The 23,992-nt window shown below is 41.2% G+C and carries 21 protein-coding genes; 8 read left to right on the top strand and 13 right to left on the bottom strand.

Annotation, left to right across the window (positions count from 1 at the left end; translation table 11 throughout):
• On the top strand, nt 1-277 hold a 277-nt coding region (locus F8L24_RS01830), incomplete at its 5' end, for a cytochrome c (protein WP_294951192.1).
• A gap of 243 nt (nt 278-520) precedes the next feature.
• Here the strand turns inward: F8L24_RS01830 and hemC are convergent.
• From hemC to rsmH, 9 genes are all read right to left on the bottom strand, one after another.
• On the bottom strand, nt 521-1,492 hold the full coding sequence (hemC, locus tag F8L24_RS01835; RefSeq protein WP_294951193.1) for a hydroxymethylbilane synthase: 972 nt from the start codon (nt 1,490-1,492) through the stop codon (nt 521-523).
• Nucleotides 1,493-1,507: 15 nt separating this feature from the next.
• Complete coding sequence (locus F8L24_RS01840) at nt 1,508-2,344, bottom strand: DsbA family protein (protein WP_294951194.1); 837 nt, start codon at nt 2,342-2,344, stop codon at nt 1,508-1,510.
• On the bottom strand, nt 2,283-2,714 hold the full coding sequence (locus F8L24_RS01845) for an FxsA family protein (RefSeq protein WP_294951195.1): 432 nt from the start codon (nt 2,712-2,714) through the stop codon (nt 2,283-2,285). The genes F8L24_RS01840 and F8L24_RS01845 overlap by 62 nt, the downstream gene beginning before the upstream one ends.
• A gap of 3 nt (nt 2,715-2,717) precedes the next feature.
• Nucleotides 2,718-4,424 carry a proline--tRNA ligase gene (locus F8L24_RS01850; RefSeq protein WP_294951196.1) on the bottom strand — a complete coding sequence of 569 codons (1,707 nt, stop codon included), beginning with the start codon at nt 4,422-4,424 and terminating at the stop codon, nt 2,718-2,720.
• A complete protein-coding gene (hemA, locus tag F8L24_RS01855) occupies nt 4,421-5,728 on the bottom strand; it encodes a glutamyl-tRNA reductase (protein WP_294951197.1) in 1,308 nt (435 codons plus the stop codon). The genes F8L24_RS01850 and hemA overlap by 4 nt, the downstream gene beginning before the upstream one ends.
• On the bottom strand, nt 5,728-6,624 hold the full coding sequence (locus F8L24_RS01860) for a polyprenyl synthetase family protein (RefSeq protein WP_294951198.1): 897 nt from the start codon (nt 6,622-6,624) through the stop codon (nt 5,728-5,730). Before F8L24_RS01860 ends, hemA begins: the two co-directional genes overlap by 1 nt.
• Nucleotides 6,625-6,633: 9 nt before the next feature.
• Entirely contained in the window at nt 6,634-6,906 is a 273-nt protein-coding gene (locus F8L24_RS01865; RefSeq protein WP_294951199.1) for a DUF2018 family protein, read from the bottom strand.
• 346 nt (nt 6,907-7,252) lie between these two features.
• Complete coding sequence (locus F8L24_RS01870; RefSeq protein WP_294951200.1) at nt 7,253-7,540, bottom strand: hypothetical protein; 288 nt, start codon at nt 7,538-7,540, stop codon at nt 7,253-7,255.
• A complete protein-coding gene (rsmH, locus tag F8L24_RS01875) occupies nt 7,530-8,453 on the bottom strand; it encodes a 16S rRNA (cytosine(1402)-N(4))-methyltransferase RsmH (protein WP_294951221.1) in 924 nt (307 codons plus the stop codon). The genes F8L24_RS01870 and rsmH overlap by 11 nt, the downstream gene beginning before the upstream one ends.
• Nucleotides 8,454-8,611: 158 nt before the next feature.
• Here rsmH and F8L24_RS01880 point away from each other — a divergent pair, with 158 nt between their 5' ends.
• Complete coding sequence (locus F8L24_RS01880; protein ID WP_294951201.1) at nt 8,612-9,184, top strand: class II aldolase and adducin N-terminal domain-containing protein; 573 nt, start codon at nt 8,612-8,614, stop codon at nt 9,182-9,184.
• Nucleotides 9,185-9,207: 23 nt separating this feature from the next.
• Here F8L24_RS01880 and F8L24_RS01885 read toward each other — a convergent pair whose 3' ends face one another.
• Nucleotides 9,208-9,675: a hypothetical protein gene (locus tag F8L24_RS01885; RefSeq protein WP_294951202.1), complete on the bottom strand. Its 468-nt coding sequence runs from the start codon at nt 9,673-9,675 to the stop codon at nt 9,208-9,210.
• Nucleotides 9,676-9,807: 132 nt separating this feature from the next.
• Here F8L24_RS01885 and F8L24_RS01890 point away from each other — a divergent pair, with 132 nt between their 5' ends.
• Entirely contained in the window at nt 9,808-11,142 is a 1,335-nt protein-coding gene (locus F8L24_RS01890; protein WP_294951203.1) for a tetratricopeptide repeat protein, read from the top strand.
• Between the two features lie 13 nt (nt 11,143-11,155).
• On the opposite strand, the gene F8L24_RS01895 is transcribed toward F8L24_RS01890, so the two are convergent.
• On the bottom strand, nt 11,156-12,487 hold the full coding sequence (locus F8L24_RS01895) for an adenosylmethionine--8-amino-7-oxononanoate transaminase (protein ID WP_294951204.1): 1,332 nt from the start codon (nt 12,485-12,487) through the stop codon (nt 11,156-11,158).
• Nucleotides 12,488-12,572: 85 nt separating this feature from the next.
• Between F8L24_RS01895 and F8L24_RS01900 the strand changes: the two genes are divergently transcribed.
• The 5 genes from F8L24_RS01900 (at nt 12,573) to F8L24_RS01920 (ending at nt 18,498) form a co-directional block, all read left to right on the top strand.
• Nucleotides 12,573-14,048 carry a peptidylprolyl isomerase gene (locus F8L24_RS01900; protein ID WP_294951205.1) on the top strand — a complete coding sequence of 492 codons (1,476 nt, stop codon included), beginning with the start codon at nt 12,573-12,575 and terminating at the stop codon, nt 14,046-14,048.
• Nucleotides 14,045-15,421, top strand: coding sequence for a cell division protein FtsA (gene ftsA, locus F8L24_RS01905; protein WP_294951206.1), 1,377 nt, complete (start codon nt 14,045-14,047; stop codon nt 15,419-15,421). Before F8L24_RS01900 ends, ftsA begins: the two co-directional genes overlap by 4 nt.
• A gap of 30 nt (nt 15,422-15,451) precedes the next feature.
• Nucleotides 15,452-16,621, top strand: a complete 1,170-nt coding sequence (gene ftsZ / locus F8L24_RS01910) for a cell division protein FtsZ (RefSeq protein ID WP_294951207.1) — start codon at nt 15,452-15,454, stop codon at nt 16,619-16,621.
• A gap of 113 nt (nt 16,622-16,734) precedes the next feature.
• Complete coding sequence (locus tag F8L24_RS01915) at nt 16,735-17,313, top strand: UPF0323 family lipoprotein (RefSeq protein WP_294951208.1); 579 nt, start codon at nt 16,735-16,737, stop codon at nt 17,311-17,313.
• 3 nt (nt 17,314-17,316) lie between these two features.
• The gene (locus tag F8L24_RS01920) at nt 17,317-18,498 is read left to right on the top strand and encodes a glutathionylspermidine synthase family protein (RefSeq protein ID WP_294951209.1); all 1,182 of its coding nucleotides are present in this window, start codon (nt 17,317-17,319) and stop codon (nt 18,496-18,498) included.
• 186 nt (nt 18,499-18,684) lie between these two features.
• Here F8L24_RS01920 and F8L24_RS01925 read toward each other — a convergent pair whose 3' ends face one another.
• Together F8L24_RS01925 and F8L24_RS01930 are read right to left on the bottom strand one after the other, a co-directional pair.
• Entirely contained in the window at nt 18,685-20,595 is a 1,911-nt protein-coding gene (locus F8L24_RS01925; RefSeq protein WP_294951210.1) for a hypothetical protein, read from the bottom strand.
• The gene (locus F8L24_RS01930) at nt 20,585-23,509 is read right to left on the bottom strand and encodes an NERD domain-containing protein (protein ID WP_294951211.1); all 2,925 of its coding nucleotides are present in this window, start codon (nt 23,507-23,509) and stop codon (nt 20,585-20,587) included. The genes F8L24_RS01925 and F8L24_RS01930 overlap by 11 nt, the downstream gene beginning before the upstream one ends.
• Between the last annotated feature and the right edge of the window lie 483 nt (nt 23,510-23,992).

Raw genomic sequence — 23,992 nt, forward strand, 5'->3', positions numbered from 1 at the left:
CAATGAGATATTAGAGTACCTGGCTTATGATGAACCTAAGAAAGCAGCCGAGGTCGCCCAAAAGCGTCTTGGACTCAGTGCACGTCATTCACACAATACAAAAGATTTGGCAAAATATATGCCAAAAGGGATGAAGCAGGCAGGATACAATATGCACAGTGCTGCAAGTGATTTTGCACAAGTTGCAAAAAAAGGAAATACAGAATCAGCCTATGAGGCACTTATGGCAGTAACACAATCTTGCGTGGAATGTCATGCAGGCTATCGAACCAGATAAAAAATTACAACTCAATCGAATATATTAAAACTGAAAGTATCAATATCGCTAAAGATTCAAGTAGAGATATTGAAGATATACTTTTGAGCGGTTATTGAAAGATGATAACAAAACAGATTAGCTTTCAAACTGGAATGCTCAGAAGAGACTCTTGAAGAGATAGAGTCTATAGCTGCGCATGCATGCATGGGAAAAAACTCCCCCACTTATGCAAAACAAGTATATAACAAAATATAGCAGCCGTTACAGCCTCTCCGGCATCTCATCCTTAAAGGCAATTTTTTCAGCCTGCTCCAAAATATCTAAAGCACCGCCCTCTATCATAGCCTGGGCAAGCTCGTCTCCAAGAATGTCAGATTCATCGAGAGGTGCCGTAAGACTTTTATGCAGAATGTGGGTACCGTCAGGATAGCCGATCATCGCCCTTACGCTGACCGTCGGCGCTTCATCGCCTTCCTTCTGCTCCATTGTAGCATTGACTGCAACCGGAGCGGAACAGCCCGCACCAATGACAGAGATAAAGTCTCTTTCTACTTTTGTACAGATGAAAGTCGGTTCATCATTCAGGCTCATGGCGATCTCTCTGATTCTGTCATTGTCAGCCACGATCTCTATGCCCAGTGCCGCCTGCCCCATAGGAGGGATAAAGAAATCAAGCTTTTCGACATAGGGAATATCTTTAAGCAGATCCAGTCTGTCAAGCCCGATATAGGCAAGTATGATCGCATCATACTGCCCCTCTTTCAGTTTTCTCAGACGGGTGTTGACATTACCTCTGAGATCTTTTACTTTCAGGTCAGGACGCTTTTCAAGCAGCTGCATACGGCGTCTGAGACTGGTTGTGCCCACAACCGCACCTTCGGGAAGTTCACGCAGACCCTTATGGGTATGGGAGAGAAAAACATCACTCTGATCCTGTCGCTTGGTAATGGCACAAAGCTCCAAACCTTCAGGAATGTAAGTCGGTACATCTTTAAGAGAATGTACCGCCAAATGGGCATTTCCTGCAAGCATTTCATCTTCGAGTTCTTTGGTGAAGTGCCCTTTGCCGCCGACCAAAGCCAGAGGTTTGTCAAGGATTTTGTCGCCTCTTGAAGTAATCTCGTTAAGTTCGACTTTTACTTCCGGGAACGAAATTTCGATCCTCTCTTTAATATGATATGCCTGCCAGAGTGCCAAATTGCTTGCACGTGTTGCGATAATCAGCTTTTCCAACCCAGTCCCCAATCTTTAATTTTTAATAAATTTTTTATAACCGTTTCTCATTTTGTCCCACTTGCCGTCTACATAAACGGTAGGTGTACCCGTGACCATCATTCTGCCTGCAGCTTTAGCATCTGCTTCCAATGCTTTGGTTACCTCGTCAGATTTTATTTTATCTTCGGTAATGTCATATCCCGTCTGTTTTTTCACTGCTGCTATGATCTTCTTTGTATCGGTTTCGCGCGGATTGATCTTCAGTGTATACATTTTCTGTACCACATCTTTTTTTCCTTCACTCTGTGCCACATGCATAATGCGTGTCAAAGTACCCGATACAGGATGAATTCTGAGCAGAGGAAGATGGTAATAATACAAAGCGATCTGCTGAGGATTTTCTTTTGCCGCTTTCATGATCCCCGGTACAACATCTCTGCAGAAAGGACATTCAGGATCTGAAAATACGAGGAGCTTGTGTTTGGCATCTTTATTGCCGAACAGAAGGTGCGCATCGTTGTACATACTTGCCGGTACGGTAGGCTTGATCTCATTGCGATAGTCTCTGCCTGTCTTTATGTTCACCAGGTGACTGGTAGCCAAGCCGTCCTTGACAAAGATCATTTCGGGTGCATCAATATTTTTTTTGTGATACACAAGATGCATTGATGTAAGATAGATATCCCATCCGGGAAGATCCTTAAGCTCTCTTTTCTCAAGTATTTTGATACCTTTAACCTCAACTTGAGGGTTTTTTACCACATTTCTTTCTATATAATTCAACAATACCTTATTGTTTACTTCTGTATTAGCGCTCAATGCGACTGTCGCTATCAGCGCGCTCGTCAATAATTTCGACATCAATGACATTGTCATCTCCTTTGTTTTGGTTAAATTTTGTGTGTTCAGGCGTTATTTTAGCAACAAAACGTAAATACGTAGCATATCCCAATGCCAAAATACCCAGCATATCTGTCAATACTCCCGGAATGATCAGCAGGATCGCCCCTGCCAGATAGGCTGTACTGGCATTTTGAAACTCCTGCATACTCAGTTTCCCCAGGGAAACCTGTGAGATATTCCCCATCATCGTATAGGGCGTATACTGAAGCAGCCGGATACCGATGACCATTGTTACCGAAATCCAGATGACAGACCACCAGAACCCTATCCGTTCTCCTACATAGAGAGAAAGATAGAGTTCCAGCAGCATAAAAGGGATCATGATAAGAATAAACATAGCTTAAACCTTTTGTATCACTGCATCGAAAATGTCCTCGGCAGGGACCTCTTCCTTGACAAGTCCTTCCCGTCTGACAAACTCAACAAGACCGTCCTGCAGTTTTTTTCCGATCACTACGGCATACGGTACACCAAGCAGTTCATAATCTTTCATCTTGGCGCCAAAACGGTCTTTTCTGTCATCGAGCAGCACATCCATACCAGAAGCTTTCAGCTTACCATAAAGCTTTTCGCCCAAAGCAACCTGCTCCCCGTCTTTGATATTGGAAATAATGATCTGAAGATCAAACGGTGCAGATTCCCTGGTCCAGATACATCCTTTTTCATCATGGTTTTGTTCAATAATAGCAGCCAGAAGACGACTCACACCGATACCGTAAGTTCCCATCACCATTGGCTGTGCTTTACCGTTCTCATCAAGAAAAGTGGCTCCGAGCGGCTCGGAATACTGTGTACCGAGCTGAAAAATGTGTCCCGCTTCTATTCCTTTGGTGTAGCGCAAAGAAGAACCGCAGCAGGGACAGAGATCACCCTCCTGTACCGCGACAAGGTCATGGTAGTCACCCTGTAGACCGCTGAAACTGCTGCCGGTCAAATGGTAATCTTTCTCATTGGCACCGCAGATCATGGAGCTGGCTTCTTTAAGATTGTTGTCCAGTACCACTTTGATACCTTCCGGTACTGCCGTCGGACTCATATATCCGGCGATCAAACCCGCCTCTTTAAGTTCTTCTTCTGTGATGTCGGCAAGGTCATTGGCATGAACTGCATTGCACGCTTTGACTTCCTGCAGTTCATCGGAACCGCGGAGGGCAAAAAGTACCACTTCGCTCTTTCCTTCATCGTACAATGCACGTTTGGCAACTGTTTTCACCAGATAGAAGGGATCGGTCTTGAAAAAGGCACTCAGTGCTTCGATTGTTGTCGTATCCGGCGTATGGATTTTGCCAGACAGTGCTTCTGGTGCTTCAACCTCACACACTTTCTCTTTACGGACTGCCGCTTCGATATTGGCACCATAGTCGCAGGCATCACATACCACGATGGTATCTTCGCCGCTGTCTGCAAGTACCATGAACTCTTTGCTTCCGCTTCCGCCGATAGCGCCCGAGTCTGCCTCGACCACCCTGAACTCAAGTCCAAGACGCGTAAATATCTTTTTATACGTCTCTTCCATAAGATCGAATTCACGTTTCATATCTTCTGAAGAAGTATGGAAACTGTATCCGTCCTTCATCAGAAATTCACGTCCACGCATCAGCCCGAAACGCGGTCTGATCTCATCACGGAACTTCAGATTAATCTGATAAAGGTTGAGCGGAAGCTGTTTATAGCTCCTAACGCTCTGCCGTACCAGGTTGACCATCATCTCTTCATGGGTGGGACCGAGAACGAACTCATTATTTTTACGGTCTTTAAAACGCAAAAGTTCCTTGCCGTACTTTTCGTAGCGTCCGCTTTCTTCCCATAGAGATGCAGGCGTCACAAAAGAGAGACTGACTTCCTGGCATCCGGCTTTGTCCAACTCGTCTTTGACAACAGAACGTACCCTGTCAAGTACTTTCTTACCCAAAGGCAGAAAGTTGTAAAGGCCGCTTCCGCCTACAGACTGGATAAATCCGCCCCTGATCAGAAAAATATGGCTTGCAAGTGTAGCATCGTTGGGTGTCTCTTTGGTCGTAGGAATCAATAGTCTTGAAAATCTCACGCGTTGTATCCTTTCGTATGGTGGTCACTTTTATACTGCCTGAGGTCAATATTCTCTGTATCAATATTGAACATTTTTTTAACCGCTTCAATGCAGTTGGCATTTTTCTTTTCCGTAGAAGAGAGCCTGAGATTCTGTGTGGGATCATGCAGAAAACGTTTGAACATTTGTTCCGCCATTTTTCGCATATTGTCTTCATATTCGGCTGGTACGAACCTTTTTTTCAAAGCACGCTCCATCTCTCTGTCTATGGCTTCCGAAACATGTTCTCTCATCTGTTTGATGACAGGCTCTATGGAAAGTGCCCTTAGCCAGCTGTAAAACTCTTCGGTGTATCGCTCGACGATCTCGGTTGCCCTTACCGCCTGTTCTTCACGCAGGGCATGGTTGTCATTGGAAATATTGCGCAGATCATCAATACGGAAAAGATGCAGTTTTTCCAGATCCATATCTTCAATATCCCGCGGGATCGCCATATCGAACCAGTGTCGCGGAAGTGTTTCGTTTTCTATCATCTCTTTAGTGATCACAGGATCTTTTGCCGAAGTTGCAGAAAAAAGCAGCCTGTACCGGTTGAGATACTTGGGCAGATTCTCCATAGTGTCTGCCTTGACATTCTCACCCAGCATATCGGCTGTCGTCTGCACTTTTTCAATATCCCGCCCTATCAGTACCACATCACATCCGACCCTCAGAAGATGTTTGGCGGCAAGTACACCCATGTCTCCCGCACCGACGACAATGCCTTTCATCCCGTGTATATTGTCTCCGAGAAGCTTATGTGCCTGTGAAACAGCCACTGAAGCAATGGAAATAGGGTTTTGTGAAATATTGGTTGCATTGCGTACTTCAGCGGCACATTTGACCGCATACGAAATAACACGGTTGAGTTTTCGTTCCGCTGTACCGTTCTGAAAAGAAAACCTGAACGCCTCTTTTACCTGTCCCGTAATCTGTGATTCCCCGATCACAAGCGAATCAAGAGAAGATACTACAGAAAAAATATGTTCTATCGCTTCTTCATCATCATACCGTCTGGCAGCTGTTTTCAATTCATAGAAGTTCATATCGCTGAGCTGACTCATCAGGCCCAGTACAGCATGATAGCTTGAAAAGTTGTCACGTGTTGCCAGAACGATCTCTACACGGTTGCAGGTAGAAACAACAAAAGCTTCATGCACAAACTCGAACCCGACCAGCTGATTAAGAAAAGTGGCCTTCGCTTCATCATTGGGAAAAGCCAGACGTTCCCGCATCGCCTGCTCGCAATTTTTATGGGAAAAACTAATTACCTGGTAATACATTAAAAATCCCTCTCGATCATTTCCATAGCTATACCTGAAAGTGCCGTTTCGCCATGGCTGTTCATCAGTTCTACTGCTTCTTCTATGAGTTCTTTTGCCTGGGAGAAGCATTTCATCAGTATCTTCTTTTCTTCCATTTCGACTTTGATCCAGTTCTGTTCGCTGCTGCTGAGTACTTTACCGTGAAGCGAAACAAGCTTTTGCTGCCCTGCCTCATCCAGAACTTCATACAGATAAATGTAAGGCAATGTCGTTTTTCCTTCCATAAAATCATGCAGTACCGGTTTACCCAGTGTTTCTGCATCGGAAGTGATGTCAAGCAGATCATCGATCATTTGAAATGCCAGTCCGAGATTTCTCCCGTACACCATATACGTTTCTTTGGGTTTTCCCGCAAGCACAGCAGCTGCACCGGCACTCGCCTCTATCAGCGATGCGGTTTTCTGATAAATCATATCAAGATACATCTCTCTGCTGCTATTGAAAGTTTTGGAAAGAGAAACATCTTTGAGCTCACCGAGGCTGAGCTGTGTCACCGCATTGGAAACGATCTTTGCAATATCAGCAGAGATATTGTTCAGTTCAAAAAAGCCTTTTGAATAAAGGATATCCCCCAGCATGATCGCTGTTTTATTGCCGTAAAGTGCATTGAGAGAAGGTTTTGAACGCCGTGTATACGCATCATCAATAACGTCATCATGCAGCAGGCTTGCCGCATGGATCATTTCTACCACCGCAGCGGTCTTTATTGCCGACAGAGAAGTGCCCGCGATCTTCAAGATAAGTTTTGCACGGAGTCGTTTTCCCTGCGGCAGCTTTCTATAAAGCGAAACGACTTCTTTGTCATTCAGCTCACCGACGAACTGTTCTATTTTTCTTTCAACGGCACTTAACATACAACGATCCTATTCACACTGGGTAACAATATTGCCCATAAGTTCAATAAAAATAGAATTGAGTCTGTTATTGATATCTTCATCTATAATCAATGCTTTGACCTGCTTTTCATGCTCATCGGCAAGGTCTCTTTCTTCCAGTATTTTTTCGGCAACGGCAAGGCGGCGCAGCATTTTTTCAAGTTCCGCATCTACAATATTCTGGTTGGCTGTCTTTGCAATACTGAAATAGCTCTCTCTGGGAGTACTCGACATAAAATCGTCATCATCAAATATATTCATCGTTCTATCCTTACTTTACTATAAAGTCATTTTAAAATCCGAATAATTATAGCTAAAAATTGTTAATTTACAGGCAGTACCCGTACCGGGCTGAAAGAATAAAGAAGAAGCGATAAACAAGGGAGATCATATAAAAACAAGGAAAATATGAAAAAAAAGTCGCTTCTTCGTTGGAGAGGTAACGATCATCAAGAGTAAAACAAGGAAGTTTACAATTTTTGGACAAGGAGTAAAACAAAACTCTCAATCTCGCTCTAGAAAGATTATCTCTTTCATGGTGTTATTGTAACATGAAAATATCAACCGTTCAGAAACCAATGATTAACGAATCAATAATACCTCTGTTCTAATTGTCTGTATTGTCTATGCTGAAGATCGTATCTGTCACACGGTTTTTAAATTTCAGTGCTTCAATATGCTGTTGCAGAAGTACGTTTTCGGCTTTGAGTGCCGACACTTCCCGCTGCATGTTGTTGACCTTTTTGCTTTCATAATAGATTTGGTTGCTCAAATAAATTTTAATGGTTGTCAGGATCAATACGATCGTCACAGAAATAAGAATGATCATAATCATTTTGAAAGTGATCCCGTTAGGTTCCTTTCTCTTTATATTTTCTGCCATTTCAACTGTCACACTTGAACCTGAAACTTCTAAGTTTTGCCGACCTGCTTCGGGGGTTGCGTTTACGCTCTTCTTTCGAAGCGACAACCGGCTTGCGGGAGAGCGCCTTGCCAAGAGCATGATTCTTGCCGCAGGTACATCGGATCGCATGCGGATCGCAGATACATTCAAGGCTCCATTTTCTAAAACGGTTTTTGACCAGTCTGTCTTCAAGGGAATGAAAGGTAATGAGAGAAACAACTTCACCGTTATAGTGTTTCGCTTCTATCGCATCAAGCAAACCTTCTATTTCTCCGAGTTCATTGTTCACTTCTATGCGTATCGCCTGGAAAGGAAGGGTTGCAGGGTGTATCTTTCCTCCTGAGGGAATGACTTTTTTAATGATTTCACTGAATGCTTTCGCAGTCGTTACAGGTGCCTTTGATCTGGCCTCAACGACAGCAGCAGCCAGTTTTTTATAGCTTCGCACTTCACCGTAGACATCAAAAATATACTCAAGTTTCTCTTTACTGTATGTATTGACAACGTCATAGGCACTCAACGGCGAGGATGCATCCATACGCATATCAAGCGTGTCGGAATCAAATGAAAAGCCGCGTTCTTTTTTGTCAAGCTGCAGTGAAGAAACACCAAAATCGGCCAGAAGGGCAGTCACCGGGGCCTCCTTGAGTGCAGGAATCACCGTCGCAAAGGTTCCCCTGAAAAGTCTGCTTCTGTCTTTAAAAGGTTCTAAACGTTTTTCTGAAAATGCCAGCGCTTCTTCATCTCTGTCAATACCGATATGTTTTAGGTAGCCGTAACGTTTCAGTATCTCCGAACTGTGCCCGGCGTATCCCAGCGTACAGTCAACGAAATACCCTTGGGGCACACCATTGAAGCTCTCTAACACTTCTTCCAGAAGTACCGGTATATGCGGTGTTTCCACTTGTTTCATTTTCCATTCTTTCCGGTGCTGCACGGTCACAGCATCCTGCATTTGTATTAATTAAAGGGCACCTCTAAAATCAACATTTTCCAATTTCTAATTTCTAATTTCTAATTGAACCGTTATAATAGCAAAATAATCCTAATAAAGGTTTCCCCATGGACAAACATCTCATTGAAGAGATCAAGCATGTTTCACTCTCCATGTTCCATAAAAATTTTTTCGGAGTCTACCACGGATCGATCTCTGCACGTATTTCAGCCAGCGATTTCATCATAAACAGAAAAGACACTATCCTTGATGAAATTACGGAAGACGGCTTTATTGCACTGAACTGCCAGAAAAAAGATTACCGATGGAGTGAAGCCAGTACAGATGTTCCCATCCATGAGCATATTTATGAAACCATTCCCAATGCGAAATATATTTGCTTTACCATGCCCCCTTATGCGACAGCGTATTCCCTGAAACACGGTAAAGTCTCCCCACAGGATTATCACGGTAAAAAAATCCTTGGTGAAGTGATTGTCTATGATCCCAAGGGTATCGATGACTGGCTGGAACGCGCTCCTTATGAGATACCCCGGTTTTTCCAGCACCATGACAGTCATCTTATGCTCATCAAAGGTTACGGTTTGATTTCCTATGACAGAGACATTACAGAAATGGCCAAAAAAGTCTCTATTTTGGAGAACTCCTGCAGACTGCTTGCACTCAGTGCCAATTTATAGCGGACCTCTAAAGCCTCTCCTTCTCAATACGGCAGCCGTTTGTACTGTATGGTTTGTCCTGATTCGTTTTCAGTTATCAGCTCAGAGGGGCTTAAGCGTTTTACCACCAGTATCCGGACTGGATCGTTGACAAACCTGCTATGAAATGAAGAAGCGATCGATTGAAGGGAAGACTGGGATATCCCGTATACCTCTTTGGCAACCGGTACTTTCACATCCCTGACAACCACAACCAGTATATTGCCTCTTGTTTTCCAAATACCTGTTCCTTCAATACGAAGATCTTTTACATAGGCATTTCCCTTTTGTACGCTTACAAGAAAGACAATACCGAAGGTATGGTTCGCATTGAGCTTAAAATATTCTTTTTCTGTGGTCTTTGTACCACTGTTCAAACTATGTGTCATACTGTTCCACTGTCCTGTCAACAGTGATTCATCTGCCGCATAAAGTCCCAGTACAGCAACAATGAATAGTAAAATATGTCTCATTTCCTGTTTCCTCTGTTTAATTTTATTTTATTATAATGTCATATAACTGATACACAAGTGTCAACACCCCTGCAAAGCATAAATTTGCTATAATAACCCACTTTGACGCAAAACCCACTTCAGGATCATTGTATGAATCAGACAAAAAAACGTTTACAGATCATCAACATTGCTATTTCTATTACGGATATCGAAACCATACAGCTGCAAATGCTTAAACTCGCTTCATTGCGATCGGATGAAAAACTCCAGGAAATCATAGCCGGTCTTCAGGCTCAAAACTATGCCCAGACACAGTCACTTATCACCACATATATTGAGACGCCCATGGAAGAGATCGTTCAGAGAACTTCCCAGAACGATAAAGATATCATTGAAGAGTTCGATCTTTTCGTCACCACACCTGAAACCCCGATAGAAAAAGAGACCGAACTGTTTGATTTTGATACACTGGTCACAGAAATACCTGAAAAAGCAAAAGAAAATCCCCGGACAGAAGCAGAACAGAATATTGATTTTGACAACCTGCTGAATCTTACAGCAGAAGACGTCATGCCCAACAATATCGAACTCGATATAAGCCATACCCCCCAAGATGACTTCTTTGACACTGCCGTGAAAGAGAATGGGGCTGCCAAAGAAAGTCATATTGATACAAATTTCATTCCCAAAGACGATTTTTTCGATCATCCGGAACCTTTTGAAACATCTACACAAGAGAGTGAAAAAGACATACTTTTCCACAACCTGCCCCAAGAAGAAGAAAAAGAAGAGGAAAATTCCACACCACTCTTTAAGGCAGAGAGCACTTCTGCCGAGGAAACAGGCATTTCTGCCCCTGCTGAAAAAACAGTGGAAGAAGAACGGGAAGGCCACTCTTCTTCAATCAAAGAGGAAGCACACGTTACGAAACCTGAAGAAGGGCCATTGCAAACCTATAAAAATATTCCCTATATTGACCAGAAACTTAAAAATATGTTGACACAGTACCCCCCGCTGCATACGACACAGGAACATTATGATTCAGTCAATAACTGGCTGTTGAAAATCAGTAATGAAGGATACAGTGAAAAAGAAGTGGAAGAGGTCATTTCCTATATTGCCCAACTCAAGGAAGGCAATAATATTGCCGAAGCAGCCCAGCTGCTGCTTATATGCGGCGCAACGGCATCAAAGTATGCCCAGTTCATGCTGGCAAGAGAACTTTTCAGAGGAGAAGTACTTGAAAAAAATCTGCCTGAAGCATTTACCCTCATCAACAGACTTGCCATGGATGATGACTACCCTGAAGCAATTTGCGACCTGGCACAGTTCTATGAAAACGGGATAGGCATTGACAAAGACAGACAGCGGGCAGAAACACTCTACCGTGAAGCCATGGAACTGGGTGTCAAAAGGGCAAAAACACACTATGAAAGAGTGCAGAAAGCCAACAGAGGGCTTCTTGGAAAGCTATTCGGAAAATAGCACTATGGGTGCACTAAAATGCACCTTCCCATTTTTCATCTCTCATTTTTAGTTTCTCAATGCCCGCATACGCCACATCCATCATCCTGTCTATCTCTTCGTTGCTGATGATATAAGGCGGCATAAAATAGATCACATTGCCCAGCGGTCTCAGAAGCACGCCCTGCTTCAGTCCATACGTATAAATCTTCAGCCCTATACGCTCTTTTGCATCATATCCCTGAAGTTCAACTGCCGCTACCATCCCCTGCTGTCTGACCTCTTTGACATTTTTCAGTGAAGAAAAGCGCTTCAGCTTCTCTTTAATGTAATGTGATTTCTTCTCATTTTCTGCCAATACATCATTCTGGCTAAAGAGATCCAACGTTGCCAAGGCCGCAGAACAGGCAAGCGGATTGCCTGTATAGCTGTGGGAATGCAAAAATGCTTTGTATTCATTATAGTCACAGTAAAAAGCACTGTAAACCTCCTCTGTTGTCATCACTACCGAGAGAGGCAGGTAGCCTCCGGTCAGTCCTTTGGAGAGTGTCATGAAATCCGGTGAGATATCTGCATGTTCACAGGCGAACATTTTCCCTGTGCGCCCAAAGCCTGTCATGATCTCATCTGCAATAAGATGTACATCATACTTCTGTGTCAATGCCCTTGCCCCGGAGAGATATTCAGCATGGTACATATGCATTCCGCCGGCACCTTGAATCAATGGTTCAAGGATCAATGCAGCGATTTCATCTGCTTTTGCCTCAAGTACTTCCTGGAGTGTGTTCAATGCTTCCTGTGCCGCTTCTATAGTCTGGTCTCCTGGTACAGGCACCTGCGTATTGGCTATGAGAAGCGGCGCATATGTTTCTTTGTAAAGCGCCACATCACCCACAGATAGTGCACCGATTGTTTCACCGTGATAGGAATTTGTCAGGGAGAGGAAAAGTGCTTTGTGTTTTCCTTTGTTAAGATGGTAATGATAGCTCATTTTCAAAGCTGCTTCAACCGCACTGGAGCCATTGTCGACATAAAAGACTTTTTTCAACATTTCCGGTGTAATATCCACAAGCCGGTGCGCAAGCTCTACAGCGGGTTCATGGGTAAATCCCGCGAGCAAAACATGTTCAAGTGTGTCAACCTGGGTTTTAATACGTGCATTGATAAAAGGGTTCGCATGTCCGAAAAGATTGACCCACCAGGAACTGACAGCATCAATATAGCGGTTGCCGTCAAAATCATACAGGTAGACACCCTTGCCCGACCTGATCGGGATCAGAGGGAGTGTTTCATGATCTTTCATCTGTGTACAGGGGTGCCAGATCACTTCAAGGTCACGCTGCATCATCGTATTGTTGTCAATCATTCTCTACCTCGCTGTTTTCCTATGTTACCACAAGTTTATTTAGGTAAAATATTATACAAATTTTTCGATAGAAGGTAGATAAAGTATGATTAGTTGGATGCAAAAACACAATAAATACCTCGTATGGACCATATGGGTAGCAACCATCGCATTTATAGGTGCAGGTTTTGTAGGGTGGGGATCGTATAATTTCGGTTCAAAAGCAAGCAGTATTGCCAAAGTAGGCGATATCGAGATCAAACAGTCTCAGCTCAATATGGTTTACAGCAGCATCTATGAGCGGTACAATCAAATGATGCAGGGAAAACTTGACGAGAAAAAAGCCAAAGAACTGGGTCTGGTAAAGCAGGCATTCGCACAGCTCGCAGTCCAGGCAAAACTGCTCAACTTTGCCCAGGAAATGGGCATCATCGTTTCAGACAAAGAGTTAGCCGACACACTTGAAAACATCAAAGGTTTCCAAAAGGACGGCGTCTTCAATAAAAAGATTTACGAAGCTTACCTTGGCAGACAGAGACTCAAGGCCAAAACCTTTGAATCGACCCTCAAAAACGAACTTACTATACAAAAAACACTCGCACTGCTCCATACCGATGCCCTGCCTCTTGAAATGAAAACATTCTCGGCAGCGATGAATGTAGCGGATAAACTCAAATATAAAGTACTCAGCAGCAATGATGTCAATATCAACATAGATGAGCACAAGCTCAAAGCATTCTGGGAAAAACAGAAAAATCATTTTATGACTCCCAGAATGTATAAACTTTCTGTCGTATGGACACCAACGAAAAATACCGATGTAACAGAAGATGAAATCAGGAAATTTTACGATGCGCATGCGTTTGACTATACCGATGCTGCAGGCAAACAGCTTCCCTTCGATGCAGCCAAAGCAGAAGCAACAAAAGACCTCAAGATCAAGAAAAGCAAAAAAAGTGCACAAAAGCGGTATATCGCTTTCAAAAAAGGGAAACTTCAGCCTTCTGAAGATATTACACTGCCGGTAAAAGACCATACACTTTCAAAAGAGATCTGGAAAGATATCCTGCAGAAAAATACCGGAGACATCACAAAACCAAAAGTGGTGGGAGACCAGTATGCAACAGTTAAGATCGAAGCAGTCGTCGAACCCAGACCTATGCGTTTTGAAGAAGCTAAAAACGATGTGAGCAAACTGTACACACAGCAGGCAAAAAAAGATGCAATGATGAAACTGGCCAAGCATACGCTCAAAACACTTGCCGAGAGCAATGCAACCGTATCCGGTTTTGTTACTTTAGAGAAAAATGACAACCTGAAAATGTTAAATTCAACAGAAAGTTTACAATTTTTACAAAAACTCTTTACATCTTTAAAAGAAAAGGGTATTATAAGCGTATCGGATAAAGTAGTAGTTTACAAAATTATGGCGCAGAAGTTCCTGCCGGTCGATCAGAACAAAACAAATTTTGTAAAACAGACTGTCAATCAAATGAAAAGCAGAACATTTGACACCAACCTCATCAAAATGTTAGATGCAAAATATCCTACGGAAGTTTATATGGGAGGGCTTACAAATTGAGTAATACAATTTTAGCTATAGATATCGGTTCAACAAAGATATGTGCAATCATAGCTGAAATTGATGACGAAGGAAAACTCCAGGTACAGGGACACGGCATTGCCAAATCCCAGGGCATTAAAAAAGGTGCCATTACCAATATCGAACTTGCCTCCCGTACCATCAAGAAAGCTATCAACGATGCCAAACGCATTGCCGGAAGCAATATCACTTCAGCAACAGTCTCCATATCCAATGCCTATGCAAAGAGCCTGAACTCGACGGGTATCGTCAATATTCCCCACAAAGATATCTCCATCAAAGAGATCAACCGTGTTATGCAGACCGCCCTTTACAATGCCAATGTACCGAACGAATATGAAGTGGTACATGTACTCCCCTATAATTTCAGGGTCGATGATCAGGACTTTATAGAAGATCCGTTTGGCATGAATGCCAGCCGCATGGAAGTAGATGTCAACATCATCATGACACAAAAATCAAATCTTTCCAATCTCAAAAAAGCAATACGTTCTGCCGGTGTAGAAATAGACGGTATCGTATTGAGCGGTTATGCTTCTGCCATTGCCACAATGGATGAAGATGAAAAAGAACTTGGTGTTGCGGTTATTGACCTGGGCGGGCAGACCAGCAACCTTGTCATCCATGTAGGCAATTCCATCAGATACAACGATTTTCTGGGCGTAGGTTCAAACCATATCACCAATGACCTTTCCATGGCGCTGCATACACCGCTCCAGATCGCAGAAAATGTCAAGATACGTCATGGTAACCTTGTTGAGACGAGTAACGAAGTCATTGAACTGCCCATTATCGGAGATGAAGAGAACCGTAACGGTGTCTCTCTGGAGATCGTCCACTCGGTCATTTTCGCACGCGTCGAAGAAGCACTTATGATCCTCGCCAAATCACTTGACAAATCCGCACTCAAAGAGCAGATCGGTGCGGGGATCATTCTGACAGGAGGAATGACCAAGCTCAAAGGTATCAGAGAGTTGGCACAGTCCATCTTCCCTGCCCTTCCGGTACGTATCGGAAAGCCCAGAGAGATAGACGGTCTGTTCGATGAACTGAAAGATCCGGCATATGCTACGGTGATAGGACTGCTGCTCTATAGAGCGGGAGAACATACACAATATGAGATCAACTTTCAACAGGAACTTCTGCACTCCAAAGATGTACGGACAGATGATCTCGGAGATATCAAGATCGGCAATACCGTCAAAGAGACGGAAGTCAAACGTGAGGAGAAAAAGCATAAAGAAGATACAAAAGAATCTGACAATATCATTTTTGATGACTTGCCGGATATCGGTGCTGACAAGCAAAATCCAATCAAAAAGCTGACCAATTGGGCCAAACAGCTTTTTTAAGATACATATACTACTACAAAGGGGGAAGAAATGGAAGAATTCGAAATCAATGTCATTGAAACAAAGTGCCAGACAAACGGTGCAAAAATAAAAGCGATCGGTGTAGGCGGCGGTGGGGGAAATATGATCAACCACATGATACAAGAGGGGATCAACAGTATAGACTTGATCGTCGCTAATACAGATGCACAGGCGCTTGACAGTTCACTGGCTCCATACAAAATGCAGCTGGGTCTGAATGCCACAAGAGGGCTGGGTGCCGGAATGGTACCGGAAAAAGGCAGAGAAGCGGCTCTTGAAAGTTTTGAAGATATCAAAGCGACACTTGAAGGTTCCGATATCGTATTTATCTCTGCCGGTCTTGGCGGCGGTACCGGTACGGGTGCCGCGCCGATTATCGCACAGGCTGCCAAAGAAGTAGGTGCCTTGACGGTTTCTATTGTAACAAGTCCATTTAAGTTCGAAGGAAGAAAGAGAACAAAACTTGCCAAAGAAGGACTTGAAGAGCTTAAAAGAGAAAGTGATTCTATTATTGTTGTACCGAATGAAAAACTGCTTTCTATTGTTGAAAAGAATCTCGGTATCAAAGAGAGCTTCAGAATGGTCGATGACATTCTTGCACAAGCTGTCGGAGGTATTTCAAAAGTGATCCTTTCACACGGGGACAATGATATCAACCTTGACTTTGCCGATGTTAAAACGGTCATGTCCCACAGAGGGCTGGCCTTGATGGGTGCAGGTTACAGTACAGGAACCAATGCGGCATATGATGCGGCGAAAGCAGCGATTGAATCTCCGCTGCTTGACAATATTTCCATTGATGGTGCAATGGGTGTACTTGTACACTTCGATATTCATCCAGATTATCCTATTATGGAGATCGGCGAAGCCATGAATATTGTCGAGGAAAGTGCCGATGAAGATGCTTCTGTCATTTTCGGTACGACCACCAATCCAAACATGGAAATTGATGAAGTGCGTATCACTATCGTTGCGACCGGATTTGAAGACAAAAATGCCATTCCGGAACCGACAAGCATTAAGAAGACAACCCAAAAAACACTTTTGGGTGATTCGGATGTACCGGGTACCCCTAACATCCATACCCTTGCGAACAGAAGGATCGTTGTAGGACAGGACTATACCGAGAATGAAGATATTCTTGATGTTCCAACCTTCCTAAGAAAACAGATGGATTAAAGCACAGCCCTTTTTTTTCTTCTTTTTTCACTTTCTGACAGAGAGATTTCTTCCCTCTCTGTTTTAGTATTTTTCTGCTATTATACCCCAAACATTTTCTTTAGGATCTACATATGAAATACATTAAAAAATTCTCATCCATTGCCGCGGCAACAGGCCTAGGTACTCTGCTCGCCACCGGTGTAACGGGATGCACAAGCAGCAATACACAACAGGAAACACAGCAGGCCAAAGGTGCGTTTGTTATTATTGAAGAGACTGCTCCCGGAAAATACAAGATCAAAGATGAATTCCCGGCAGATGAAACACGTATTGTCCTGAAACAGCTTGACGGCAAAGAAAGAGTGCTCACAAAAGAAGAAATGGACAAACTCGTTAAAGAAGAAGCAGCCAAAATTGATAACGGCACCTCTCCTCTGACACAGAAAAATCCTGATGTTTCACAAGGTATGGGGCTGGGATCGGTACTTCTTTCCAGTATTGCAGGTGCCATGCTCGGCTCCTGGATCGGAAACAAACTGTTTGGTAATCAAAACTATCAGAACAACCGTAAAGCAGGATACAAGTCTCCCCAAACTTACCAAAGAAGCAAAAACAGTTTCAGCAAACCGAGAAAATCCGCTGCAAAACGAAGCGGTTTCTTCGGCGGGAAAAAAAGCTCCGGCAGGAGCGGCGGTTTTTTCGGTGGATAAACGATGATAGCATTACAGAAAACCATACCTCTGACACCGGAATACCTTGAATCTCTCGGTTTTGTCTGGCATACGGACAGCGATGAAAGTGCTTACATTTCAGATGAGCTCGTTGTCATTTCTGAAGCGGAAGCCGAAGCCTACTACGAAGCAGCGAATACACTCTATGATATGTATGTCGAAGCCGGTGAATACATCGTGGAGCACAACCTCTTTCACGAGATCGGTATTCCTTTCAACCTTGTAGAACTCATCAAAGAATCCTGGGAAAACGAAGTACACTGGCATCTTTACGGACGTTTCGATCTTGCAGGAGGGATCGACGGCAAACCGATCAAGCTGATTGAATTCAATGCAGACACACCTACCGCCCTCTTTGAAACAGCAGTGATCCAGTGGGCCATGCTGAAGCAGAACGGACTGGAAGAGGCGGCGCAGTTCAATGCCCTCTACGAAGCACTTCTCGACAATTTCAAACGCCTTGTCACGCTTGACGAGGATGTCTCCGGTTTTGAAGAACGCTATGAGGGATGGAAATTCCTTTTTACTTCCATCAGAGGCAATGCCGAAGAAGAGAACACGGTCAGGCTTCTACAGCACATCGCAACGGAAGCGGGTTACGATACCGAGTTCGCCTACATGGACGAGATCGAGTTCTCCGCAGAAGAGGGGATCTTCTACAACGAGGAGAATTATGAGCTCTGGTTCAAACTCATTCCCTGGGAGGACATCGCGCTCGAAGAGTCGGACCTCGCCATGCTGCTGACCCACATCGTCAAAAACCAAAAGGCCATCATCTTCAACCCCGCCTATACACTGATGTTCCAGAGCAAAGCGATGCTCAAAATACTCTGGGACCTTTACCCACACCACCCTCTCCTGCTTGAAACCTCATTCGAGCCTCTACCGGGTCAGAAACAGGTAGAAAAGCCCATATTCGGAAGAGAAGGCGGCAATGTCAGCATACTGGATGCGAATGCCGGAGCCATCGAATCGGTAGAGGGTGACTACGCCAACCATAAAATGGTTTACCAGACCTATACGGAACTGCCCAAAGACAATCAGGACCTATCCTACCAGGCCGGTGTCTTCTATGCTTATGAGGCTTGCGGACTCGGGTTCAGAAAAGGCGGGAAAATCCTGGACAATATGTCCAAATTTGTGGGGCATATCGTTAAACCATAACTATCACAATAACCCCTACTTACAGGGCTTATAAGTAATTAAAGCGTTTTTGAGTTTCAACAATAATTTTCTGCCACTTGTCACTTTTGATACCATAGGTCTTCCCCCACCCCTTAAACTTTTCATCCTCTATTTTCATACTACTGTCATAGTATTAATTCTTTTGTCTTCAATATATCATAATCATCAATACTTCTCTACATTATCTATCAGGATTGCCTTCCATCCCCACGTGTTTCTTTTGTTATTGTAGTTTAAAACAGCCATTCCAGCAACAACGTTGTCTTCTTCAATACTATAGTGTTCTACCAATGATCTGTCTATAAAAACATCATGATTTGTAAAACCTAATCCGTTAGAAACCCTTACACTGTCACTAAATTGTTTTACAACATTACTTTTGGGTTGTTCTTTTGTTTCTCTACAAGTCAGTACTGTGTGTCGAACTCCCTTGTCATTTTTATAGGTAGACAATCTAAATGCCAAAGTATCCCCTATAGTAAACTTTATAGAAAAATCTGAAAAACGTAAAATTCCATTGATATTTTTATCGACAATAAAATGGGCAATCTTTTTTTCATGATTAATATGGTCTACAATTCCTATCTGCTCCTGGAAAATATCCCATTTTTCAGCAATAACTCTTTTATCTATAAGATAAATCTGAAATCTGTTTTCCTGATCAACTTCACCTTTTATTTTTATACCTTCACCTACAGATAGAGACTTGAAATCATATTTGTTTTCTGGGACAGTCATCTCCAATGGTGTTTCTTTCCCAGCTAAAGCAATAAATATTTTTCTTCTTGGTTTATTTGGCTTATTTGGAAGTGTAAATTTATCTCCTACAATAGCATTTAACCATGGCATTGAGTCAAAAAGTAATGTCTCTGCCAACTCCGTATTATTTCTATATAAATTTTGATTGTTTTGAGAAGCTGTCGTATTTGTGTACCAATCACTGTTTTGGTAACCCATAAGAACTTCCGTGATTTTCCATCCTTCTTTTTCTCTACTCTCAATGGCTTTATCTATTTCGTATTTTGCTTCCGGATACATAGACTTTGCTATCAACAACTCTGCAAATTTAATTCTGACATTTGCTAGAAATTTATCTTCTCCTCTACAAAGAAGCGCTTTACAGTAACACGAGAAAGCCTTCTCTCTATCTATATCTAATAAAATCTCAGCAAGCAAGTCCCAAGCCCAGTACTCATTAACCTTGGTTTTGGTAACAGAAATAGAGAATTCAAATGCAGCATCGTTTTGACCGACAAGATGTAACAATTTTGCCTTATAATAAATCAACCAGAAGTTATCCGAAAACTTTTGAATTGCTTTATCGATAAAAGGAAGTATATAGGCCACATCAGCTGTTTGTTTTTTGTGCAACGCATCTTTGGCAGCATGTTGAATAACTTTTTCTGCAATACTTGGATATGTTTTACCATTATCTGCCGCATAAGGCTGATAATCCTCTTGCGTAAGATTATTTAAATCCCACAGTTTTAAAAATGTGACCAAATTAAACCCTTCCATCCCAATAAGTTTATCGGCATACCTCAAAAATAATGAGTGTAAAAGAGAAGGTCTTTCGTTTTGTAATCTAATGTATTCTGCCAACAACTTTTTGGCTGGATATAGATCTATATTTTCTGCTTCAAACATAAGTTTACCTACACGATACAGTTCCCACCCTAAACTTTCATGAAGTGCTATATCATTAGGGAATCTTTGAAGTGCTGTTCGATATGCATTAAGTGCTTCATTATGCCTACCTTGCTTACTCAATGCCTTAGCTTCCGAGATAATCTTTTTTTGAGGATCCGATAACTGTTTAGCACTATTGACACTTCTTATTAAAATTTCATCACTCTGATCAATATTTAATCCGTTCAGATCTGATGCAAAATTCTGTGCAGCAGCAAAATCATTGATATTAACAGCCTGTTTGAGCATATCGATAATACAATATGCAAGTGCTTTTATGTTCCACTCATCATGGGGATTATTATCTACTAATGCCAAAGCCATGTTGTATGCTTCTACAATGTTGCCTTCTTTCCTTTTAGCAAAAACCTCTTTACTAGTTAGCATAATAATCTCCTGATCTAATCTGTTCAATACTTTGTTTAAATGCATCCCAAATAGCATTATTACTATAGTATCTTGAAATTATTTTACTAAACATCCCATCAGCACCATACCAAATATCAATTTCTAATTCATCTTCATTTGAGTAGAGTTTTAATGTATCATGGTACTTATTTGGGATTATACTTTCAATATGTATTGATATCTCCTCAAGGTACTTAGCTAATAGGAGATAGGATTCTCTTCGCCAATGGTCTTTTATAAAATCAAAATGCGTCAATGGTACTTTTTGTTTAATTTGCCCAATAACAGACTCACCAAATTCTGTTGGTTCAGACTTCATAACAGTTGGTATTTTGAAGTTCCCTTTCCCATCGTATGAAACATTTAATATAAGTTCTTCTCCACTCTTACCAGAGATATTATAACGTTCTTGCCAATTGAAATGTTCAATAGTATCAATCGTTAAATGTAATGATTGCAGTTTATTTGAAATAAATGCCTCAAAATTTTTCAACCTTTCATTCTGATCTTCTTTTGCTGAATGAAATAATGCTTCTTTAGGTTTTACTCCTAATGCATCTTCTCTCAATATAATTTTATCGAATGGACTAATGGACTCATAATTTATTAATTGTATTTTATCTGTTGCACGACTGAGACCAGTATATATCCATCTAAAGAAATTATCATTATTGCGACCTCTTCCCTCTCCCTGATTCATATTAAATATAACATGGTCAAACTGATAAGTCATAGATCGATGCACTGTCATAGCCCATCCAAATCTTAAAAATGCAGCATTTTTATATTGGAAATATTTAGAGGAGGAATCAGCATATAACTTTAATTCTATACTTTTTTTATAAGCTTTTTTTGCCACACGTAATATTTTTCGTTGTGCAACCTCTTTCTCTTCTAAAACCCCTTTCACTTTTTCACCATTTTTAAACTTTTCGCTTAAAAGGTTTACTTCTTTTTGAAGTTCTAAATATTCATTTGAACGCAATGCATTACTATGCTCTTTAGATTTTTCAAAAGGGTATTTTTTTTCTTCAATTTGTTTTTGCATATTCAAAAGGACTTTATATGCAGTGAGTTCTTCATCTGATAAATCAGCTTTTGGATTTAATCTAAAGTTTTCCAATGTCAAAACAGTTGTGATCTCTCCACTTGTTTTAAGTCTAAGTATTATCTCTCTGAATTTTAGTTCAACGGGACTTTTTCCTTTTGGGGTAATAGACTCTGTCCTAATGTCAGACACTTCAACCACTGTGGCAAATTCTCCATTATATATTTTCTTAGGTGCTGCAAAAGGATCATTGTCTTTAGCAAGTGTAATATTATTATAAAACGAAACCAGATCACCGGGAGCAATATTTTTCCCTGTATTTAGAATTTTATCTTTGATCCAAAGGTTGACTTTATTGGCATCTTCATTACTATACGTTAGAACATGTCCAGAGCTTTCTTTATTGATCATTGTACGTATCGCAGACAAACTTTCATGTTTATCTAAAATAGAAAATTTTTCATTGAACGAAAAAGAAAGCAGATTATATTGTTCTGCATTCATCCCTTTGACACACTTTAGTGCTTCATGATTTATATGTGAAAAGTTTTCTTTATCAAGTAATTGCATGGCAGAGACAGAAAGTGCATAATGCTCTTCAAGATATTTAGGATTCATAGGTGATTCACTTGTGTTTCCAAGTTGAAGCTGATAAGGATCACCGATAAAGATAATTTTTCTATTTTTGTCCTTAAGACCAGTAAAAGTTAAAAAATCCTGCAAAAGATGTCCTGTACCAAACATCATATCAAATGACTGATAGTGAGAGTCAGATAGCAATTGAGACTCATCGACAATAAATAATGCTTTGTCTGAATTATCACAAGATTTTAGAGGGATAATCTCAAATGATGATTCCCCGTCATCATGGTCTGCTTCTTTATTATCTGTTGAATCAGCAACTTGTTTTTCACCGCCATAAATATATGAGTATATACTATTAATATTTTCTAGATTCACAGAGGAGAGTAAATTATTTGCTACTCTTGCTGATGGGGCAAATACTTCTACCTCCTGTATTCCTGTTTGGTATGCTAACTCTTGAATATGAGGTATTAGGTATGACTTACCGCTGTTAAGTGTACCTTGCAATACAAATATCTGCTGTTCACTATTGTTTAAAAATGAATGTATTTCAGTCAACGCAGCCTTTTGGTCATCATGTAATAAACTCTGATCAAAGTGTGTAGAGATTTCTTTATATTCCTGGGCTTTCTCTTCAACTATTGGCTCATCAAACTTATAAGGAGCCGCTAGAAAAGCTTCATTAAAAGTCTCAAATGATTTCTTGCTTAATTTTGTTTGATTTGTAATATCAATAACATCTAAAATCTTTTCAATAAAATGTGCTTTATCCGTAATATGAAAATTCGTATATTTTGGTGGCACATCACTGTTAAATTCTACATCATTCTGAAAACAAACAATTTTATCGGTATGATAAATATTTAGTTCATCGGATGAAAGGATATAGGGCTTAACCACCCGGTTAACAACTTTTTCAAATCGTTTTTTCTGTATGGCTAGCTGAACAAAAGGGTTGATAGAACTACCACCCTTAACCCTATCTCCTTTTTCATTTGTCCAAATACCCTGTTCAAAGTTATTATGGTCAGGCAAATTTATTTTTCCGGAATAGTTTTTAAAATCTATAATACAAATAGCATTAGTTGTTATAAGCAGTGCATCAATCTGAAGCCTCTCCTCCACTTCACAAAAAGGACTACCCAAAAGAAGACCATTAAAACCTTTCTCTTCAAAGTGCTTAGATAATTCTTTAGAAAATTCTCTAAAAAAAGTATTTTCATAACTTCTTGCAAATGTGTTTTTTCTTACCTCAAGCATATTTGTCCTTTTAACTTACAATATATTTCAAAATCTGTTTACTTAATAATTGTATTAGTATGCTAATGATACAGTAACTCACAAACAAAAGGAAGGTCATTTTAGAAATATTTTTTTATCAAAAATGCCTAGTTGGATAATGCTTTTGGCCATAGGGGCTGGTGATGCCAATGCTAAGCTCCTTTCTGATATAGACAAAAAAGAGAGAAATGAGAAGATAGTCAAAGCCTACCGGCAAGGGTATTCACAGTATATGATTGCTAAAGTATTGTAACTTAATCAAGCAACTGTGCAGAGGATTATAAAAAAGACTGAAGTATGATAGCATTAGCATCACCCCTTAGCTTTTATACCCGCTATATCCGCAGACCACTTTACCCCATGAATATATGCCTCATTCTTTCTATTTAGTTTTAAAAAATTACAATATATAAATTTACACTTTAGTTATTTTAATTTTTTAGAACTTAAATAATATATTTG

Source organism: Sulfurovum sp. (genome assembly GCF_015493435.1).
Taxonomy (GTDB): domain Bacteria; phylum Campylobacterota; class Campylobacteria; order Campylobacterales; family Sulfurovaceae; genus Sulfurovum.

Excerpts from the sequence above, each read along its gene's own strand:
- F8L24_RS01840 (WP_294951194.1), bottom strand. The coding sequence starts at position 2,344 with ATGTCATTGATGTCGAAATTATTGACGAGCGCGCTGATAGCGACAGTC.
- F8L24_RS01845 (WP_294951195.1), bottom strand. The coding sequence starts at position 2,714 with ATGTTTATTCTTATCATGATCCCTTTTATGCTGCTGGAACTCTATCTT.
- hemA (WP_294951197.1), bottom strand. The coding sequence starts at position 5,728 with ATGTATTACCAGGTAATTAGTTTTTCCCATAAAAATTGCGAGCAGGCG.
- F8L24_RS01860 (WP_294951198.1), bottom strand. The coding sequence starts at position 6,624 with ATGTTAAGTGCCGTTGAAAGAAAAATAGAACAGTTCGTCGGTGAGCTG.
- F8L24_RS01865 (WP_294951199.1), bottom strand. The coding sequence starts at position 6,906 with ATGAATATATTTGATGATGACGATTTTATGTCGAGTACTCCCAGAGAG.
- F8L24_RS01880 (WP_294951201.1), top strand. The coding sequence starts at position 8,612 with ATGGACAAACATCTCATTGAAGAGATCAAGCATGTTTCACTCTCCATG.
- F8L24_RS01885 (WP_294951202.1), bottom strand. The coding sequence starts at position 9,675 with ATGAGACATATTTTACTATTCATTGTTGCTGTACTGGGACTTTATGCG.
- F8L24_RS01890 (WP_294951203.1), top strand. The coding sequence starts at position 9,808 with ATGAATCAGACAAAAAAACGTTTACAGATCATCAACATTGCTATTTCT.
- F8L24_RS01895 (WP_294951204.1), bottom strand. The coding sequence starts at position 12,487 with ATGATTGACAACAATACGATGATGCAGCGTGACCTTGAAGTGATCTGG.
- F8L24_RS01900 (WP_294951205.1), top strand. The coding sequence starts at position 12,573 with ATGATTAGTTGGATGCAAAAACACAATAAATACCTCGTATGGACCATA.
- ftsZ (WP_294951207.1), top strand. The coding sequence starts at position 15,452 with ATGGAAGAATTCGAAATCAATGTCATTGAAACAAAGTGCCAGACAAAC.
- F8L24_RS01915 (WP_294951208.1), top strand. The coding sequence starts at position 16,735 with ATGAAATACATTAAAAAATTCTCATCCATTGCCGCGGCAACAGGCCTA.
- F8L24_RS01920 (WP_294951209.1), top strand. The coding sequence starts at position 17,317 with ATGATAGCATTACAGAAAACCATACCTCTGACACCGGAATACCTTGAA.
- F8L24_RS01925 (WP_294951210.1), bottom strand. The coding sequence starts at position 20,595 with ATGCTAACTAGTAAAGAGGTTTTTGCTAAAAGGAAAGAAGGCAACATT.
- F8L24_RS01930 (WP_294951211.1), bottom strand. The coding sequence starts at position 23,509 with ATGCTTGAGGTAAGAAAAAACACATTTGCAAGAAGTTATGAAAATACT.